Source organism: Kitasatospora sp. NPDC048662, from assembly GCF_055587065.1.
Genome location: NZ_JBVJHA010000018.1, coordinates 1 through 17,354 on the forward strand (window position 1 = coordinate 1; position 17,354 = coordinate 17,354).

16 protein-coding genes and 1 pseudogene are annotated in these 17,354 nt (G+C 71.4%); 4 read left to right on the forward strand and 13 right to left on the reverse strand.

Annotated elements, in window-relative coordinates; translation table 11 throughout:
* Positions 1-30: 30 nt before the first annotated feature.
* Positions 31-171 (forward strand): annotated as a pseudogene (locus tag ACZ6R9_RS31300) (ATP-binding protein); the annotation flags it as partial.
* 1,000 nt (positions 172-1,171) lie between these two features.
* Here ACZ6R9_RS31300 and ACZ6R9_RS31305 read toward each other — a convergent pair.
* The 9 genes from ACZ6R9_RS31305 to ACZ6R9_RS31345 all read right to left on the reverse strand — a co-directional run bounded on the left by ACZ6R9_RS31305 (position 1,172) and on the right by ACZ6R9_RS31345 (position 9,795).
* On the reverse strand, positions 1,172-1,555 hold the full coding sequence (locus ACZ6R9_RS31305) for a cupin domain-containing protein (protein ID WP_380488746.1): 384 nt from the start codon (positions 1,553-1,555) through the stop codon (positions 1,172-1,174).
* A gap of 795 nt (positions 1,556-2,350) precedes the next feature.
* Positions 2,351-2,686 (reverse strand): hypothetical protein, encoded by a 336-nt coding sequence (locus ACZ6R9_RS31310; protein ID WP_465541958.1) that lies wholly within the window; start codon positions 2,684-2,686, stop codon positions 2,351-2,353.
* Positions 2,687-3,119: 433 nt separating this feature from the next.
* Complete coding sequence (locus tag ACZ6R9_RS31315; protein WP_380488748.1) at positions 3,120-3,323, reverse strand: winged helix-turn-helix domain-containing protein; 204 nt, start codon at positions 3,321-3,323, stop codon at positions 3,120-3,122.
* Between the two features lie 489 nt (positions 3,324-3,812).
* Positions 3,813-4,217 carry a hypothetical protein gene (locus tag ACZ6R9_RS31320; RefSeq protein WP_465541961.1) on the reverse strand — a complete coding sequence of 135 codons (405 nt, stop codon included), beginning with the start codon at positions 4,215-4,217 and terminating at the stop codon, positions 3,813-3,815.
* Positions 4,218-5,671: 1,454 nt separating this feature from the next.
* Positions 5,672-6,277, reverse strand: a complete 606-nt coding sequence (locus ACZ6R9_RS31325; RefSeq protein ID WP_465541963.1) for an AAA family ATPase — start codon at positions 6,275-6,277, stop codon at positions 5,672-5,674.
* A gap of 169 nt (positions 6,278-6,446) precedes the next feature.
* Positions 6,447-6,575, reverse strand: a complete 129-nt coding sequence (locus ACZ6R9_RS31330; RefSeq protein ID WP_465541965.1) for a hypothetical protein — start codon at positions 6,573-6,575, stop codon at positions 6,447-6,449.
* A gap of 757 nt (positions 6,576-7,332) precedes the next feature.
* Positions 7,333-7,800, reverse strand: coding sequence for an OsmC family protein (locus tag ACZ6R9_RS31335; RefSeq protein WP_465541967.1), 468 nt, complete (start codon positions 7,798-7,800; stop codon positions 7,333-7,335).
* Between the two features lie 1,056 nt (positions 7,801-8,856).
* Positions 8,857-9,219: a hypothetical protein gene (locus ACZ6R9_RS31340; RefSeq protein ID WP_465541969.1), complete on the reverse strand. Its 363-nt coding sequence runs from the start codon at positions 9,217-9,219 to the stop codon at positions 8,857-8,859.
* A 171-nt stretch (positions 9,220-9,390) separates the two neighbouring features.
* Positions 9,391-9,795: a hypothetical protein gene (locus tag ACZ6R9_RS31345; RefSeq protein ID WP_465541971.1), complete on the reverse strand. Its 405-nt coding sequence runs from the start codon at positions 9,793-9,795 to the stop codon at positions 9,391-9,393.
* 473 nt (positions 9,796-10,268) lie between these two features.
* Here ACZ6R9_RS31345 and ACZ6R9_RS31350 point away from each other — a divergent pair, with 473 nt between their 5' ends.
* Positions 10,269-10,676 (forward strand): hypothetical protein, encoded by a 408-nt coding sequence (locus ACZ6R9_RS31350; RefSeq protein ID WP_465541973.1) that lies wholly within the window; start codon positions 10,269-10,271, stop codon positions 10,674-10,676.
* 524 nt (positions 10,677-11,200) lie between these two features.
* Here the strand turns inward: ACZ6R9_RS31350 and ACZ6R9_RS31355 are convergent.
* The 3 genes from ACZ6R9_RS31355 to ACZ6R9_RS31365 all read right to left on the reverse strand — a co-directional run bounded on the left by ACZ6R9_RS31355 (position 11,201) and on the right by ACZ6R9_RS31365 (position 14,438).
* Positions 11,201-12,088 (reverse strand): hypothetical protein, encoded by an 888-nt coding sequence (locus tag ACZ6R9_RS31355; protein WP_465541975.1) that lies wholly within the window; start codon positions 12,086-12,088, stop codon positions 11,201-11,203.
* Positions 12,089-12,438: 350 nt separating this feature from the next.
* Positions 12,439-12,987: an SMI1/KNR4 family protein gene (locus ACZ6R9_RS31360; protein ID WP_465541977.1), complete on the reverse strand. Its 549-nt coding sequence runs from the start codon at positions 12,985-12,987 to the stop codon at positions 12,439-12,441.
* A 701-nt stretch (positions 12,988-13,688) separates the two neighbouring features.
* Positions 13,689-14,438 carry a hypothetical protein gene (locus tag ACZ6R9_RS31365; RefSeq protein ID WP_465541979.1) on the reverse strand — a complete coding sequence of 250 codons (750 nt, stop codon included), beginning with the start codon at positions 14,436-14,438 and terminating at the stop codon, positions 13,689-13,691.
* Between the two features lie 421 nt (positions 14,439-14,859).
* Between ACZ6R9_RS31365 and ACZ6R9_RS31370 the strand changes: the two genes are divergently transcribed.
* Positions 14,860-15,075 (forward strand): hypothetical protein, encoded by a 216-nt coding sequence (locus tag ACZ6R9_RS31370; protein ID WP_380488757.1) that lies wholly within the window; start codon positions 14,860-14,862, stop codon positions 15,073-15,075.
* Between the two features lie 92 nt (positions 15,076-15,167).
* Positions 15,168-15,821: a dihydrofolate reductase family protein gene (locus ACZ6R9_RS31375; RefSeq protein WP_465541981.1), complete on the forward strand. Its 654-nt coding sequence runs from the start codon at positions 15,168-15,170 to the stop codon at positions 15,819-15,821.
* Between the two features lie 241 nt (positions 15,822-16,062).
* Here ACZ6R9_RS31375 and ACZ6R9_RS31380 read toward each other — a convergent pair.
* Positions 16,063-17,354 (reverse strand): DUF7507 domain-containing protein (locus tag ACZ6R9_RS31380; protein ID WP_465541983.1); only part of this gene is annotated, 1,292 nt, incomplete at its 5' end.

Genomic DNA, 17,354 nt, shown 5'->3' on the forward strand with positions numbered 1-17,354 from the left:
CAACGAACAAGTGCCAGCCCCAGTTGAAGGGGGCGGGTCCTCGGTGACGAGGTCCTCGCCACCGCCGTCCCCGACCGGCTCCTCCACCACTGCGACGTCATCTCGGTCAATGGCAACAGCTACCATCCCGAGAACCGCCTCCGGGCCATCGACCGGGAAACCGACGCAGCTCGAGCGGTTGACCGTCCCGCCGAAGTCCGGCTGCTGCCTGCGCCGTCAAGCGGCTTCGGGCTGTCATTGGAGCACGGAGGCCGCATCGTCGCTCTGGGCCCAGTGGGCAGTCACCGTCGAGGCGACAGCGTCGACCTCGACCGGTCCGGTGATCGTCATCGGAGCGGTCGAGTCGGTCGGCGGCCTCGGCGGGCCAGGGCGACGGCGGCTTCGGCGGGTGGATCAGGGGGATCCCGTCAATGAAGACGGGGGCCGGTTCGGGTTCCCACGGGCGGACCGAGTGGAGATTGGACAGCGAGATCACTGCGTCGGGTTTCCGCGGACCCTCACGCAGCCACACGTCCAGCGTGTTCTCCTTGCGGTCCTCGTTGGACTCGTTCAACGAGAATTCCAGCCTCCGTGCCCCATTCGTGCACCGGTTCTTGAAGGCGTCGGGTACCCCGTGTTCGTCGACCACGGCACGAGACTACGGCGAGTGGAACGGTCCGCAGGAGCACTCTTCAGACACCTGACCGATGAACTCACCACCTGCGGGCAGCCCAGGCCGAACTGTGCGATGCCAACGCCGGTCACACTTCGTTGAAACGGGTCATTCGTTGAGACGGGTCAGTGGTGCAAGCAAGTCCGTACGCACCGGAGCACTCGGATCAGTACGCGGGCAGGGCCCCTCCCGGTCACATAACACCAGGTCAGACGCGCAGCACGGCCCCGCGTTGCACCCGCACCCCCACCACCGAGCGCCACCGGGCACCGCGGGGTCCGCAGGCAACCGCCCGTCGCCGCCCGGGGACAGCGGCCCGGCCTGGAACGGGGCCGCGGCCGGGACCGCACACCGCCAGGGCGCAGCGGCCGGGCCTGCCAGGGCGTTCCCCCCGTTTCGCCCTCCGGGGCGCGACGGGCGCGGCGACGGCCTGGGCGGCCGGGCTGGCCGGCGTGCGATGGCCGGCCGGCGCCGCTCCCGTGGGTTGGGGCAGGCCGGCGGGATGCGGGGGCCGGGCGGCTAGGGTGTACCGCCCTGTTGGCGGCCCATCCAGTCGGTGATGGCCTGCTCGGTGCGGGCGAGTGCGTCGGTGGGGCTGAACTGCAGCAGTTCCGTCCCGGCGTCGACGTACGGCCGGTGGCCCGGGGGCTGGTAGTACGCGTCGCCGGCCTCGTACACCTCCTCGTGGCCGGCGAAGACGAAGCGCATGCGCCCGGCGATGACGTAGCCCCAGTGCGGGCACTGGCACATCCCGTCGGGCAGTGACTGCAGCGGCCCGTCCAGGTCGGCGTCCGCCCCGAAGGAGACGAATTCGACGGTGTAGCCGTTCATCTCCTCGCGGCGGTCGGTCACCGGACCGAACTCCTGGACGTTCGTCGCGGACTGCTTGGACACCTTCGGCATCGCTCGGCTCCTCTCCGTGACGGCCCCCTAGATTTCCCGTCATCTCGAGTCGACCACCGCGTACGGCCGGGTGCATCCGGGCGGCGGGGCAGGTGGCGTCAGGCGCTCGCCACCGGGGCCGTCTTTGCGCCGCGCCGACCCCCGTGCGACATGCCGAGGGCGCCGACCGCTCTGGGGGCCGGCGCCTTCGGTGTGTCGTCGTCGGCCGGGTGTGGCGGCGCCGCTCGGGCTGGGTCTTGCGGCGGGGGGTTCCGGTCGGTGATCCCGGTCCGGGGGGAGAGTGACGAAGCGGCCGGGGTCATCGGCCTGGGCCTGGGCGGGTTCCAGGAGGGCCGCGGCGAACGATGCTGCGGCGTTGTCGGCCGGGACAGCAGCCGCGGCGTCCTTCAGCCGCCGGTGGGCGGCGGGGAAGGCGTCCTTGGCCCGCGCGTCCTGTTCCTCGGCCCTCGCGTCCTGTTCCTCGGCCTTCGCGGCGCCGGCTTCCAGCCAGATCCGCTCGATCGTGCAGGTGGGGCAGGTGCCGGTGTGCCGGATCTCCGTGACGGCCGTGTCCCGGCCGGCGGAGATGGGTGCGGGCGTCGCCGCCGTCCGGCCCGGGGTGGCAGTCCCGACAGGTGACAGTCGATGATGCGGCGGGTGCTCGGCTGCTTGGGTGCTCGGATGCTCGGCGTGGGAGTCGGTCACAGGGCGTCAGTTTCCCTCCTGTGCTGCGGACCGGGTGGGGGGCCCGGCCCGGAGCGCCTGTCCAGCGCCCGCCGACCAGCAAGGTCCACACGCTTGAGCGGGCACCGGCCATCAGAGCCGACCGCGGCGGACGACAGGTCGGGCGGCCGGGGCCGGCTCGGTGCCGCGTGGTGGTGCGGCGGCCGCGGTACGGGTGTGCTCCAGCCGGCTCATGACCTGGAGCGGCGTGTCGGGGTCGAGGTGGTGGGTGAGGTCGCGGACGGCCTGGTGGTCGGGGTCGGTGAGCGTGGGGAGGCCGGCGCGGTCGAGGGTGGTGCGGTCGAGGGTGGTGCAAAGGGGCTGGGCGGTGCCGGCGCGGTGCCGGCGGCGCGGCGGCGACGGTGGTCTGGCGGGCCTGGTGGGCTGCCTCGCGGGCGCGGGCGGCGACGTCGTGGCGGTGGCGCTCACGGCGCAGTGGGTGTTGGAGGGCGGTGGCGTGGTCGGGGTGGTGGCGCTCGGCCCGGGTGGCGGCGGTGTGGTCGCGTGCGCGCTGCCACTCGGCGCGGACGGTGGCCGCGGTGGCGAGAGGCGGTCTCGTCTCCGGCGTCGGTGTACCGGTCGGCGGCGCGTCCGTCCTCCCGGAGTCGGTGCAGGGCCTGCTGGAGGTTCTCCAGGGTCATCCCGGCCGCCCGGCGGCTGACCCGGCTGCGGACGCCGCCGGGCGACGTGGCAGAGGTCCGGCGTTCGCCGGTCACGAAGGTGTGGGTGCCGGCACCGGCGAGGTTCTGGAACGGCCCCACGCCGTCGGCGTGCGCTACGGGACCGGCACGGCGAGACCGGGGCGGGCACCGGGAACGACCCGGTGGTCGACCGGGACCGTCCGGCCGTCCGGCGACGCTGGTCAGGGCCTTTCGGTCACCGTCCACCCGCCGCCCGGCCGGGCCTCGATCAGCCCCTCGGCCGCCAAGGCCCGCAGGACGGTCTCCACGGTCGATCGGGCGCAGCCGTACGTCTCCGCAATGTCGCGCCTGTCCGGTAGCTCCGTCCTCCCCGGGGCATCGGCGATCTCCGCCCGAAGCGCATCGGCAAGCAGGACGAACGCCACACTTCGAACTTCCCCCGACATTTCGCCACCCCGTTCACCGGTCGGCTCCAGCTGAACCGAACGATCCACCGCCGCACGGCCCGTATGGCAACACACCGAACCGGCCGCCGGACGCAACGCAACTCCCCGCGCGCGTCACATCATTCTATTCTCCCCACGCTCGCGTGACCGGCACCAGCCGGACGCGGACCGGACGCGGAGGAGAAAGCCCGCCGCAGGCGCAGCCCGGACCGCCGTCAGCCACCCGCACGGCGGGACAGGAAGGGGCAAGGAGAGGGTTGTCGGGGCGGCGAGTTCACCTTGACGGCCACTCACCATCGGGCCTGACCTGCACTTTTGCCTGGACTCCCGGCGCAGCGGGCAGCAGGGGCGACCACCGGCTGCCGGGCCGGTTCTCGCCACCGCTTGGCGGTGTCCGGTGCCACCAACCGATGGCCGCTGAGGTCGGACCACCGCACGGTTCGTGCCGTCGAACCTCGACCGCCCCGGTCAGACCGGTTCCGGGTCCGGGTCTGTCGGCCGCTTCGTACCGTCGGACGGCTCCGGGGCTTCACGGCCGCTGGAGCTGAACTGCTCACCAATGTTGTTCCACACGAAGCCGTCCCCCCGGCCTGGCTTCGGGCCGGCCCAGCCGAGCAGCGCTCCGAGGACCTTCTCCTGGGAGACGGTCATGGTCCAAAAGTGCTGCCCGGGCACGCCGTCGCGGTATTCGAACTGGTAGCTGCTGTTCTCGCGCAACAGGACCTGGATGTACCAGCCGCCGGACTGCTCTTCGTCCCCCCGCTCCACGACCATGTGGGCATTGCCCCGCCGCGGGTTGGCCGGCATGGTCCCGATGGCGGGCTTGGTGGCGCGCTTCACCACGTGGCCGCGCTCGTTGGCCGCGATCAGCATGGCTGGATCGTCCGGCAAGAGGCTGACACCGCCCGGGGAGGCTGAGGCCCTGGCCAGGGCGGTCGAGGTTCGGTGGCACGAACCGTGCGGTGGTCCGGCTTCGGTGGCGATCTGTCAAGGATCGGTGGCACAGGACAGCGGTCCGGTTCCCGCCAGCCGGCTGGCGGGCCGGCGGAACATCCGTTGCCGTTGCCGGGTCGCGGCCGCGCGGGACGCTGAGAGTGAGAAAGCCGGTGGAAGTGCGGGCTTCCGTTCCCCGTTCCCTCCGCCGTCGGGGCAGCGGGCGAGGAGGGTCGGGGCAGCGGGCGAGCAGATATCGAGGCGTCCGAAGACGGCGGTGCCGCCCGGGATCGACCACGCCGTGGTCGCCGTGCTGTTCCGGTTCCGCACAACCGCCGCCGCACACTTGCGCGCCCTGCAACGCCCCCGGCACCGGGCCGGAACAGAAACGCCGCCGGCTTCGACGGCCGAAGGACGAAGGACGAAGGACGAAGGACGAACGCCTGGTCCAGGACGTCGTGCTGCCGCAGGCGGGAAGCCGAAGGCCTGGCACCTGACCGAACGCGGCGTGCGGATCGCCGCAGCGTTCCCCCGGCCGGAGGGCATCGCCTCCCCCGCCGCTGCCCGACGGCAAGACCGCGGCGCGGCTGAGGCCCGGTCACCTCCTGGCCGTGGTACGCACCCACCCGTCTCGCATTCGTGACCGGCGCCCGGGCGGCGGGCGACGAGTGCGCGCCGCCGGACTTCCTGCCCAAGGTCTGCCAACCGCTTCGCCGAAGGCCGGGACGGCACGGTCATCCCCCGACGGCCTGCCGCACAGCCCGCGGCCGCCGGGAGCGGCCGCGGGCTGTACCGGGCGTTCGTCCAGGCCGACCGCGCCACCATGTCCTGCGGGGAACTGTCGTCCACGCTGACCGGCTGCGCCCGCTTCCGCGAGCACCCCCCGACCCGATCCCGGCGCACCTGCGGCGCACCGCGCACGCCCAGAGCGTGCTGCCGGCCTGGCGGCAGCACGCTCTGGGTGTGCCCCGGCTGCTGTTCGTCCCCGGCGGCACCGGCGAGCGCGCCGCCCGGCTGTAGGAGCAGCGGGGCGGGGGCGGCCGGGGGAACGGTGGGTCGGGGCCGGCGGGTCGGGCCCGGCTGTCGGGGCGCTGCCGCGGGTGACGGCCGGGCGTTCGTCGGCGTATGGGGTCCGGGGCCGGAGGCCGGGCCCGGCCGAGGGAGCAGCGGGTCGGGGCTGGCGGGTCGGGCCCGGCTGTCGGGGCGCTGCCGCGGGTGACGGCCGGGCGTTCGTCGGCGTATGGGGTTCGGGTCCGGGGGTCGGGCCCGGCTGTGGGCTGCCGCTGGTGGTGTCGCGGGCCCGTGGTGGGCGCCGTCACGGTGTCCGCTCCCCCGGCTCCGGCCGGTCTCGACGGGCGCCGGGGGTGTCCGGGTGGCGCGGGGTGTGGAACTGTTCAGGTCAGGGCGGCGGTCAGGCGCTGCGGCAGGGTGTCGTAGGGGTGGCAGTCGATCACGGGCAGGCGGTGGGCGCGGGCCTGGGCGGCGAGCCAGTGGGAGTACCTGGCGCTGACTTCGGCGCGGGCGGGCTGGGGGCCGTGGTCCGGCTCGCGCCGGATGTAGTTGGCGCCGATGCGTGCCGGGTCGCTGTCGTGGAGGAAGACGGCGTGCAGGCGTCGACGGTGCGCGGTGGCCTCGGCGGCGGCCCGGGCGGCGGCGCGGGGGGTGAGGTAGTCGCCCTCGACGATGGCGGGTACGTCCACGCTCAGCCGGTTGCGTACGACGCCGAGTACGGCCTCGTCCAGGGCGTGGGCGGTGGCGATCTGCAGTTCCAGGACCCGGTCGGTGCCCAGGTTCTCCTCGGGGGCCGGGTGGCCTGCGAAGTGGTGCAGTGCGGGGTGGGTGGCCGGGGTGGTGGCGCTCTGGAGGGCGGCGACGACGTCGTCGAATTCGACGGTGAACGCGCTGTGGGTGGTGGCGAGGTGGGCGGCGGCGTGGCTCTTGCCGACGCCGGAGGCGCCGCCGATCAGCAGGATGTCCCAGGGGCGGTGGTCGGCGCGCATGCGGTCACGGTATCGCGGCGCGGCGCGGTGGTGGCGCTCTGGTGCCGGGCGGCCGGTGCTGGGCAACCGGTAGTGGGCAGCCGACGGTGGTGCTCGTCCTGGTGTCCGTCAGGGGTGCGGGTGTTTCCCGGCTCGGGGGTGGGGGCCCGTTCGGCGGCGCGGGGCGGGATCAGGCCGCCGTGGGCGAGCGGGCGGCGGCGTGGACGGTCGGGTAGCGGCGCGGGCGGGCGGGTGGCGGCGCGGACGGGCGGGCGGGTGGCGGCGTGGGTAGGCGGGTGGCGCCGTTGGGCACGTGCATGCAGTTGCGGGGTGACCCGACACCTGCGGGCGGGGGATGCGGGCCGTATCTCTGTCGCGGCGATCACGGCGCGGGGCCGATGACCGGACGGCGGCCGCGACCGAGGCTCTCACCGCGGCGATCCAGCAGGGGCCGCGTGATCCCCGGGCAGCAACGGGCCAGCCTTCTCAACGGCGTTGCCGACATCCGACACCGCCACGGCCCCGTCCGGCCACCGGCCGCACACCCGGACGCGAAACACGCTGGCGGCCATCACCCGGGCGGGCGCGGCACCCGGTGCCACCTCGCTCATCACACCGGCGGTCACCGATTGGCAGCACGTCTGCACCGGCAGGTTCCGGGCCAAGCGGCACGGCCGGTACCGCCGACACGGCGCCGGCCGCGTCAGCGTACGCGGGCCGATGCCTGGTCAGGCCCCGGACACAGGAACGGGGTTGTAGCGGTGCGGAGGCTGCGGGCGCCGTCCGGGGCGGACGGCCGGACCGGCGCGCAGGAGGCGTTCACCGGCCGGGAGCGGCGGTGGGCGCGGGGCGCCGCCACGGTGGGCGAACACCCGCGCCGGATCGACGGCTTCGGCCACCACAGGGCGGACTCATCGGGCGGGGCGGAGACGGCGGGCCGGGCAGACTCCCCCGGCGCACGTCATCGGTACGCGCCGGGCGAGGACCGCACGAAGGCACCTCCCCGACGCGTACCGGACAACGAACGGGCCGGGGACGGAACGGGCCGGGACGAACGGGCCGGGGACGGACGGTGCTTACTGTCCGCCGGGAGCGGGGTTGAGTGCGACGCGTACGGTCGGCGGTTGCTGAAGGGTGTGGTGGACGGTGCAGTTGGAGGCCACCGCGAGCAGGGCGTCGTGGCGTGCCGGGTCGAGTGCGGGCGGGACGTCGACGGTGACGGTGATGTCGGTGACCCGGGCCGGGCGGTCGGTGGCCATCGTGAACTCCGCGTCCACCCGCAGGCCGTCGGCGGCCACGCCGTGGCGGGCCAGGTAGCGGCCGGCGTAGAACGCCACGCAGGAGGCGAGGGAGGCTGCGAACAATTCCGTCGGCGTCGGACCACTGTCGTCGCCGCCGGCATCGAAGGGCTGGTCCACCACCAGCCGGTGGCCACGGATCGCGACCGCGTAGGCGTCGTCCGAGGTGTGGTCCACCCGGATCCGTCCCGGGGGCAGGGGGGCTTCTGCTTCGGGGTGGTGGATGGGGTGTTCGGCTGCGGGCATGACGGGCTCCGGGGTGCGCGGGGTACGGGGACAGGTGCGGCTGTGTCGGCTGTGTCGGCTGTGTCGGCTGTGTCGGCTGTGTCGGCTGTGTCGGCTGTGTCCATTGACGGGCTCGGGGCACCACCGCCCCAAGGGCCAAAAGACCCCAGTGAGGCCGCCGTTGCTCCCGTGTCCGCATTCGTCCCCACGCGTACCCCGCGCGGTATCCGCCGTCGAGGTGCCGCACCGTGCGCCGCAGGTCTGCCGGGAGCAAGCGGGTCCCGGCCTGCCGGGAGCAAGCGGGTCCCGGCCGCGCCGCGGACAGCCCGGGAGGCGGACGGCCAGGGGGCGTTGCGGGCACGGCCCCGGCATCGGCGGTACCGACCGTGCCCTGCCGGTCCAGGGCGGTGCGCCCCTTCCCGTCGGCGGCGGATGGCGGCCGACGCCTGCCGGAGCGCCACCGCCGGACTGCGGCAGTACCGGCGGGAGCCGCCGCCCGCGTCGGTGCGCACGTCACCGGAACGCGTACCCGGGTACCCGGCACAGGAAGACCGGAACGCCGACCGGCGGAGAACGAGCCCCCACCGGGAAGGCCTACCCACCGAACGGATTGCGGCCGCACACGGCAGTAGACCTTCTGGCAACTACCGCCCGGACACAGGAAGTTGCCGAGGAGACGAAGGCCAGGGGCACCCTCCCGCCCACGCCCCGCAGCGGATCGCTTGGCCGCAGATCACGGATCGGCACCGGCACCGACCGTCCTCCCAGATGAGGGACGCGGGTGCGTGTTCTCTAGCGCGTCGGCACGAGCGCCGGCCGGCGAAGAAAGAGCCCGCCGGGAAGACCTTCCCACCGAACGGATTGCAGCCGCACGCGGCAGCAGACCTTCTGGCAACTACCACCCGGACACAGGAAGTTGCCGAGGAAACGAAGGCCACGGGCGCCCTACCGCCCACACCCCACAGCGGATCACAGGCCGCCGATCACGGACCGGCCGTCCTCCCCGAAAAGGGGGGACGCAGGTACGTGGTCCTTAGCGGTGGCCCCTGGCGGGATGCCCGGCGGAAGGTGGCGGGTTCACAGGACGAAAACCAGCAGGTAGGCCACGGCGCAGGCCAGCAGGTAGGCGGCGAGCGCGGCGGGCAGGGCGAGCCAGGCCGTCCGTCCGCGCCGGCGTGCCCGGACAGCGCCCAGGGAGGCGATCAGCACCGCCGCCACCAGACCGGCCCATGGAAGGGCGACCGCGAGCGTCCACACGGCCGGCGTGCACACCGGCGCCGAGCCGCCGGGCCCGCCCGTCCCGCAACCGTCCGTGGCGAACAGCATCCCGAAAGAGAACAGCGCGTCGACCAGGCCACCGAGCACGGCGAACAGCACCACCACGAGGATGTATCCGACCGGCCGCCCCGCCGGCCGGGCCGCGGGCGCCGGAATATACACGGGCACTCCGGGCCGTCCTTGGTATTCCCCCACCATTCTCCCCTGGTCCTCCTCGCCACCCCACGCGTCTTTCCCGACGCGCCGTGTCCCCCCGGGGCGGCACAGTATCCAGTCGACGTCCAGACTGTCACGCCGGACCCGACCCGACACCAAACACCTCCCTCGCCAGCGTCATCCTCGATTCGGCTGTGGGCGGTGCGGATCGCATGGGCAAGGTCGTAGTCGCCCAGCCCGTCCATGAACAGCTTCCGCCACTGCAAGGTGCGAGATCACGGTGCCGGTGACCAGAGCACCAGGAACGACGAGCGTGACCTCCAGGCGGTCGGCCTCGCTGTCCTCGTGCTCCGCTCCCAGGCGCAGCAGCTCGAGGAAGGGGTCGGGATGGGTGTCGCCGTCCCCGGCCAGCACCCGGAACACCGCCTGCACCGCCCGGAAGCCGGGCAGGGCCTTGTCGTTGGAGCGGGTGGCGCACGCAGCGATGTGCTGCGGTGTCCGGGCGGGGAACCGGCCTGGCACGTCGCGGCGGGACAGCCGATGCGCTGCCGCATCGGCCGGTGCCGCCCGGGCCTGCGGCATGCGGACATGCGAAAGCCGCCGTAGTGGTCACGGCGGCTCGAATGGTTCAGATGCTCGGGCACAGTTGTGCTGCTGGCAGCGGCATGACAGAACGTAGGCGGCACCGGGCCGGCAATGCGGAGGAACCGGCGAACCCGCCCCGGCCAGCCCATCAGACGATCAACACCCCAGACTCCCGCCCCAGACCAGCACGAGTACTCCGGAGAACACGCCACCCCCTCCTCCGACCAGCCCGTTCGAAGATGGCGAGACTTCAAATCAGTCGTCCCGGGTCAGTAGCAGCCCCATTCCCGGGCGAACATGTCGGGCGGCAGACGGTGCGCCCGACTACTCAGGGTGTCCTGCTGAACGGCTTGGAGGCTGGAACTCAAGACCCATTGGAGTGATCAACGGCCGATAGCCTGTTCATACGGGTTCGAATCGGTGACATCTCCTCGTGTCGCATTGCCAAACTCGTTCCGAGGAGAGCCGAAATGAACGCATTCAGGAAAGTTGCGCTGGGGGTGATGCCCGTCGCCCTCGTGACCGGGGGCTGGGTGGCGTCAGCCGAGCCTGCGAAGGAAGTGCAGGCGCTGCCGGTCGTCACGACGTACGCCAAGGTCGATGCTGATGGGAATCTCCTCAGCACGAATGGCGTCACGGAAGTCGAACATGCTGGCATCGGCCGCTATCTCCTGACGACGGAGAACGACATCAATGCGTGTGGTCTGATCGGCACAATCAATTCGAATGGCCCCTCCGATCCGGGGCCCGGTAGTGCGTCCATCATGGTCACCTGGACGGATGCCATGCACATTTTCGTCCGCACAGCGACGCCGTCTTCGAGCGGGAGCCAGACTGTCGATGACGACCGCCCGTTCACCGTCATGGTCGTCTGCTGACCGGTGCCGGGCCCGGGCCTGGTGGCACTCCCGCCAACAGCCGACCACCGGCGACCCGGGCCCCGGCAGCGAACCCGAGGCGACCCCGGCGACCGACACGAACCGCCGCCCTCACCCGTCGCGGCGGGGGCGGCGGTCTTCTTCGCAGCCGATCGCTTGGCGGAGGCCTCCTTCGTGTTCTGCTGCTCCTTCTTCCACCACGCGAGCTGCTTGTCGAGCTTCCAGTCCTTGTCCCGGACGAGCTTGCCGAGCGAGCGGGCGGCATCGAGGCGCCGCGGTCCGGCGCAGGCGTGCGCCGCTCCACGCGGTCGCGCGGCTTGCGGACGGTCTGAACCATCGCCGTCAATCCGGCGGGATGACAGGTCTGACGAGGGTGCCGCGTGTGTGCGGGCGCCGGGCGACGAAGTCACCCTGTCCGGGGTCGCGATAGGAGCTCGCCTTGATCAACCAATTGGCGAACCAGGGTCCGCCGCCGCACTCGGCCCTGCCGCCATCGGCGCCACGAACCTCACGGCGGTCGCCGGTCAGCTCCCAGCGGTAGGAGTGCTGGGCCATGTGCAGTCCCGACAGCATGGGCGATGCCTGGGGAACACGGACGCCGTCGGGCGTGACAAGAGTGTCGTCGCGTCCGGGCCGCCAAATCGGCATCCGGTCGCCCCAGGGGAACAGGCCTCGTGCGCCGAACGCGTAGGCGTGTTCCCATTCAACGGGGGTGGGCAGACGCCGACCGGTCCGTGCCAGTTCGTCGGTGATCGCGTCGTAGGTGGTGTGGGCCGCGAGCCACGCCGCCGTGGGCTTTCCGTCCGGTGCGAAGCGGACTCGGCCGTGGGTGCCCGTGTCCGGTGGGTGCCCGTGTCCGTTTCGGGCAGGATGAGATCGCCGACGAGTTCCTGGCAACCCGGCTCCCGTTCCTGGACAAGCACGGTGACGATCGGGTGGTCGAGGGGAGCTTCGCGCACCCCGGCCTCGTCGGCGTGCATGGCGGCGAGGAACGCCTTCAGGCTCACGGCGCGAGGGCGTGAGGTGGCCGCCGCGAGGTGTGCGCGGATCTCCTCGACGGTGCTGTCGGTCAGGCACGCGCGGGCCTCGGCCCGGTCGTCCGACTCGAAGTCGGCAAACTCGGGATACGAGGTCAGCGCTTGCTGGCTGCCGAGGTAGGACAGGACCTCGTCGCCGGCCGGTGTCCAGGACTTGGGGTCGAAGCCGAGCCGGACGTGTCCGCCGGGAACGAACGCGAAGGGTCTGCCGTCGATCTCGATGATCGCGTTGTAGGCACTCCGCCCGGCATATTCGTGACGGTGGACCGACGTGACAACACCGCCCGCCTCCCGCGCCGCCGCCCCGGCCGCGGATGCAGCCGTCGTGCGATCGAAGAGGAGCCACTCATCAAGGGCGATATCGGCGATCGGCATGCCGCGGAGTATGCCTGCGCCGACCGACAGCCGAGGACAGCCGAGACCTCGACGAGTTCTTGATCAGTGGGGCCCTCAACGTTCAGAGAACAGCGGCAGGCCGTCGAGCGGGGGCGGCTGGTGGCCTGCTCGAACCACAGCGTCAGCGACTCGGCGGCCAGGTCCAGGCCGAGCTCTTCCCGCAGCGCCGCGGCCGGCTCCCCGTGGCGTCGGCCAGGCCTCCCGGCAGCGAGTACTGCACGCCACCGGGCCGGTGACTGCGGAGATCGGGCATACCCGGCCGATGGCGTCGAGGAGCACCGCGCACGCCCGCACCGGCGCGTCAGCGTCCATTCACGCCGAGGCCAGTCCTACCCGGTCTCGACGAACCGGCTGGAGGGCTGGAAGTCGTGCGGGGTGGAGGGGAAGAGGTCGGAGAGGATCTGGGAGCGGATCTCGCCAGTGAGGGTGGCTGCGAGGAAGCGGGTGAGGGTGAGGTCGAAGTGCTCCCACCAGGGGCCGCGGGCTTCGTTGACCATGACGGTCCACTGGTCGGGACTCTGGCCCGACTCGGCGAGCCAGTACAGGAATTCGCCGTTGTCGGTGGAGGCACAGGGGATGATCCGGGTGTCGGCGTGGCCGAGTTCGGCGGGCTTCCGCTCGCCGCCGGACCACAGGTCCTCGTTGGCTTCGGCCCGTTCCTCGACGGCTTCGAAGAGGTCGTAGAACCCGTTGGCGCAGCCGGGTTCGAGAATCCAGAGGTAGTTGTCGATGCAGCCGCCGCCGTAGGTGTCGATGAGGGCTTTGTAGTCGGCGGGGAGGTCGGTGCCGAGCTGTCGGCGTACCGATTCCCAGTCCTTGGGGCGAATGCCGGTGAGGAGGGGCAGCAGCTGGGTGAGGGTGTCGAGGGCGTTGTCCACGGGGCGTCACTTCTTCTTGTTGTTGCAGATGCTGAGGATGTTGGTGCCGGTGCCCGATCCCTTGGGCTGGAATGGGAAGCCCTTGTGCCGTGTGCCTCCAGGATCACGCCCTTGGGCAGGAGGTCGTTGCCATCGTGGACAGGGGTGACGCGGCAGTGGATGACCTCGCCCTTGTCGACGGCGGCGCGGATCCGGCCTTCCAGGTCGCGCATGGTTGGGGTGTTTGCGTACTGGCGCATCGTCACGAAGCACCCGCAGGCCCCGGCCGGACGTCTTCCGGCCGGCTCGGGACCTGTCGGCCGGTGCCGGCGACGCGCCGTCCCGTGAACAAGTCGGACGGTGTTCAACAGTCGCCCGGGGCGGTGAGGAGGAGAAGGGGACGGCCGGGGTCGTCCGCGAGCGCCGTTCGGCGGGACGTCCCGTGTTCCCGGGACGACTGCGCCAGGGACAGCTTCGACGACGGTGATGCCCGGGCGGGCACGGCCGGGGCCCGTCGGGAGCAGCGGTCGGGGAACCTCCCGGTCCAATGCCACCGGCCCCGCACGTGGTGGGCCCCGACGAGTGCACGAAACGCAAAAACCGCGCCCACAAGACAGCGCTGGTCAACACCGAAACCCGCCAACCGGTAGATCCGCTATCTGATCGTTCCGAAATCTCGGCCGGCCGCACATCCTTGGGCCGGTGGGCCGTTCGCCTATCGGTCAGAAGGGAGGTTCGAGATCGCCGCGGCCATCGCTGTGTGGCCCGCAGTCCCAGGGCTCCTCCTGAAAAGGTTCAATGTCGGTGACGTCGTGGCCCCATGCTTCGAGGGCCTTCCAGGCAACGCGCCGGTTGAAGTCGTCGCTGCTGGTGTCCAGGATGCGGCGCGCGTGCACGGCGAGGTGGGCGCGGCGCTGGGCAAGCGCGGGGTGTTCGGCGAGGATGAGCGCGGCGAGGCCGGCGGCTTCGCGCACGTCCTCGTGACTGTCCTGCAGGAAGGGCGCGACGGCTCGATGGAGCATCGGGCGCAGGTCCCGGAAGGCCGCCAGCGTGGTGTTGTGGGTGCGGAAGCCAGGGAAGTACTGCTCGGTGCGGTCGACAATCTCGTCGGAGGCTTCGTAGGCCGTGGAAACCAACCAGTTCAGCAAGGTCGCGCGGATGGGGACGTTGCGATACGGCCGGAGGGTCATGGCCGCCGGGTGGGCGAGGATGCCGGCGACATACATGGCGACGGGGGCGGTGGCTTCGTAGATGGTGTTCTGGTGGACAACCAGCTCACTCAGTTCCGACAAAGCGGCGACCTGCACCCTGGGATCAGGCTCCAGCAACCGTGCCAGGACCTCGGGAAGGCACTCACCGTTCTCGAAAGGCGTCTGGAGCGAACCCCAGTCAGTCTCCGCCAGGACTACCTGGTAGGGCGGCAAGTCACGCTCGCGGGGCGCCCCGGCCTTGGAGCTGCTGTGGTGGTTCACAGGCCAAACCTAGACCGGACTTCTGACACGATTCCCGTCGGCCGCCGACCGACCCCGGCCACCGGCCCGGGCCAGTTCCAGGACCGCAGCTGCCAGCCCCTGCTGTTGCAGGGGAACCACATCGCCTGTTGGGTCTGCCCGCCGTCCAGACATCGACCCAGACCGTCGCGCAGCTGATAGGTACTGACCCTGGCCGGGGAAATGTCCTGCCAGACCTGCCCCGCGCTGCCGCCGCAACTCATCAGGTTGACCCACCCACCAGAACGCCGCCAGAAGCCATGAAGCGGCGCCGTCCGGCCAGCGGTCCGGCCGGCACGCGACGAGCTCGAACACCCGCGGACACCCACGAACAACGACGTCGCCCCGGAGCGGGCGGCAAATCCCCTCGCTCCCGCACCGGGTCCTGCGGGATCATCGGCTCATGCGCGTGGACTTCGACGGAATCACCCCCATACCGCGAATGGTGCTGGTCAGCGAGTTCCTGCTTCGCCCCGACTTCCGGGTCGAACTGGACCGGCCGCTGTTCGCCGCTGCAGGCGACCGGGCCTCGTACGAGGACGGCGCCGTCGTGGTGACCCGCCCCACCGGTGAACGGCACCGCCACCCGGTCCGGGACGCCTACTGGATCTGCCGCTGACGCCCCACGGCGTGGCGATGAGTTTTCCGGCCCCCACGGGTCTACACCTCGACCCGGGGGCCACCGATCCTCATCCCACCGGGAGTACAGACATGGGCCTGATCCACATCGAATTGTTCGCGACCCTCGACCTCGTCGGGCAGGCACCCGGCGGGCCCGACGAGGACCCGACCGGGTTCCCCTTCGGCGGATGGCAGGCACCGCTGCTGGACGAGGTGACCGGCGCACAGATCACCGCCGCGTACGAGGACACCGACGCCCTCCTGCTCGGCCGCCGCACCTACGACATCTTCGCCGCCTACTGGCCGCACCAGAAGAACGGAACGATCGCCGAACTGTTCAACCGCGTCCCGAAATACGTGGCCTCACGCCACACACCCGACCTCCCCTGGAACGGCTCCACCCTGCTCGGCCCGGACCTGGCCCGCGCGGTACACGAAATCCGCGACCGGCACGACCACGTGAAAGTCGTCGGCAGCCTCAACCTGGTACAGAGCCTGCTGCGCCAGAAACTCTTCGACCGGCTCGACCTGTGGCTGCACCCCATCACCCTCGGCACCGGCAAGAAAATCTTCGACACCGGCACGGTACCCACCAACCTCACACTCCTCGACATTCCGGTCGCCGGCCCCACAGGCACCGTTTACCTCCGCTACCAGCAGGCCCCCGGCACACCTGCCACAGGCGACATGACCGCCCCCGACCACCACCACAACCACAACCACAACCACAACCACACAGAATGACCCCCCGGTGCCCAGCCGGTGAGCCAGTGGACCGGTGAAACCGGCAGGTCACCCCGCCACGGCCAACGCCCCGGACCCGCACGCTTTCTGAGGTATACGCAGGACGGCGGGCCGACCGACGCCGACGGGGCCGCGCAAAAGCGAATCCGATCCTCCTCCCCCGGCACGACGCGGGACCGCCCCCGAAGCCCGAAGGCCCCGGGGGCGGTCCCTCACCGAACAAGCGGCGAACCCGCAGGCACTACCCCACGAACCGGTCCGCGTCCGCACGGCGCCGCGCCCGGTACAGCAGCACACCGCCCAGCGTCAGCAACCCACCACCGGCCAGACCCGCCGCCGCCAGACCCGCCGGCGAACCCGTGTCCGGCAGATAACCCCCACCGCCACCGTGCGGCGGCTTTGAAGGACCACCCGGACGAGGCGGCTTCACACACCCCTCCTTCTCCGGACACTCCGACACCGTGACACACACCGACACCGGCTCACTCTCCACCAGCGCCCCCTGCGGATCACGACCCGAAGCCTCCGCAACGTTGATCACACGCCCGGCCTTCGCATCCTCCTCCGTCACCACATACGTGCCGTGGCACGTCGTGCTCGCACCCGGCTCCAGCACCGTCGCATCGCACACCACCGACGCCACCCGGTCATCACGGACCATCACATCCGTCAGCACCGTCAACCCGGTATTGGTCACCGTGTACGTGTAGCTGACCGTGTCACCGACACGGAACGGGCCCGCACTGTCCGCCTTCTTCTCGACCGACAACGACGACGCACCGGAGACGGTCTTCACCGTCACCTCACCAGGCGCGCTCACCACCGGCCGGCCCTCGGGGTCGAGGCCGTTCGCACGAGCCGTGTTCGTCACATGACCCGCCTCGACGTCCTCCTCCGTCACCGTGTACGAGCCGTGACAGGTCGTGCTCCGACCCGGCTCCAGCACCGTCGCATCACACGTCACCGACGCCACCCGGTCGTCCGACACCGCGACATCGTGCACAGTCACAGCACCGGTGTTGGTGACGGTGTACGTGTACCGCACCACATCACCCGCACGGAACGGACCGGCCGTGTCCGCCTTCTTCACGATGGACAACCCGGCCCCACCCACGACGGAGACGGTGGCCTCACCGGGTGGGCTCTGCACCGGCTGGCCCTCGGGGCCGGTGCCGTTCGCGTGAGCCGTATTCACCACATGACCAGCCGCCGCATCCGCCGCAGTGATCACATAACTGCCGTGACACAGCGTGCTCTGACCCGGGTTCAGCACCGTCGCGTCGCAGGTCACCGACGGCACGTGGTCATCCGTGACGGTCACATTGTGAACAACGCCCGTTCCGGTATTGGTCACGGTGTACGTGTAATTGACGGTGTCGCCGACGTGGAACGGGCCCGCGGAATCCGCCACTTTCTCAATCGTCAGCTGGGCCTCGCCCACGACCGGAACGGTGGCCTCGGCCGGCGGGCTCTGCACCGGCTGACCCTCCGGGTCGGCGCCACGCGCGTGAGCCGTGTTCGTCACGTGACCGC